Genomic DNA, 463 nt, shown 5'->3' with positions numbered 1-463 from the left:
ATTGGAATTGCCTGCAAAAAATGTAGTGATTGCAGAGAATAAAATAATTTTTCTCACGCTACCCTTGATTAATTCAACAATGGCTGTTTACAGCGGCGGTGGCTTCAATATCAGCTACTTAAAAAATGTTATATGATTTCTGCATAAAAAATTATTTATTGGGGCGATATCGATGAACATGGATTTCAGATACCAATTAAGAAGTTATTTTTCACATTCTAAAAGTTTGATGATGGATAGGAATACATTTGAACTGTTCTATTCTTATGCGGTTGATGGCTCACGAAATAAATCTGTAAGACTGAGTTTACTAAATAAGGATGAAAATGAATTTTTTCAATTCTTAAAATCATTGGATACCAACAATAGGTTGGAACAGAAAAAAATATCTCAAGTATATACTGATAACTGCTTGAAAAGAATTATTATATAGCAAATCATTAAATAAAATGTTTAATGTCCT

2 protein-coding genes and 1 pseudogene are annotated in these 463 nt (G+C 29.6%); all 3 read left to right on the top strand.

The features are described 5' to 3' along the window. Nucleotide 1: 1 nt before the first annotated feature. The gene (locus tag ACQR30_RS01585) at nucleotides 2-136 is read left to right on the top strand and encodes a Wadjet anti-phage system protein JetD domain-containing protein (protein WP_429730301.1); all 135 of its coding nucleotides are present in this window, start codon (nucleotides 2-4) and stop codon (nucleotides 134-136) included. A gap of 11 nt (nucleotides 137-147) precedes the next feature. Beyond that, nucleotides 148-192: pseudogene (locus ACQR30_RS01580) on the top strand (Wadjet anti-phage system protein JetD domain-containing protein); the annotation flags it as partial. Beyond that, nucleotides 173-433 carry a Wadjet anti-phage system protein JetD domain-containing protein gene (locus tag ACQR30_RS01575; protein ID WP_429730299.1) on the top strand — a complete coding sequence of 87 codons (261 nt, stop codon included), beginning with the start codon at nucleotides 173-175 and terminating at the stop codon, nucleotides 431-433. The pseudogene ACQR30_RS01580 and the gene ACQR30_RS01575, both read left to right, overlap by 20 nt. Nucleotides 434-463 lie beyond the last annotated feature (30 nt).

It is taken from the genome of Arachidicoccus sp. (genome assembly GCF_050436765.1).
In the GTDB taxonomy this organism is placed as follows: domain Bacteria; phylum Bacteroidota; class Bacteroidia; order Chitinophagales; family Chitinophagaceae; genus Arachidicoccus.
This window is presented reverse-complemented; position numbering and strand designations above follow the sequence as displayed.

Bases quoted from the DNA above. Each gene is read 5' to 3' on its own strand.
- ACQR30_RS01575 (WP_429730299.1), top strand. From the start codon at position 173: ATGAACATGGATTTCAGATACCAATTAAGAAGTTATTTTTCACATTCT.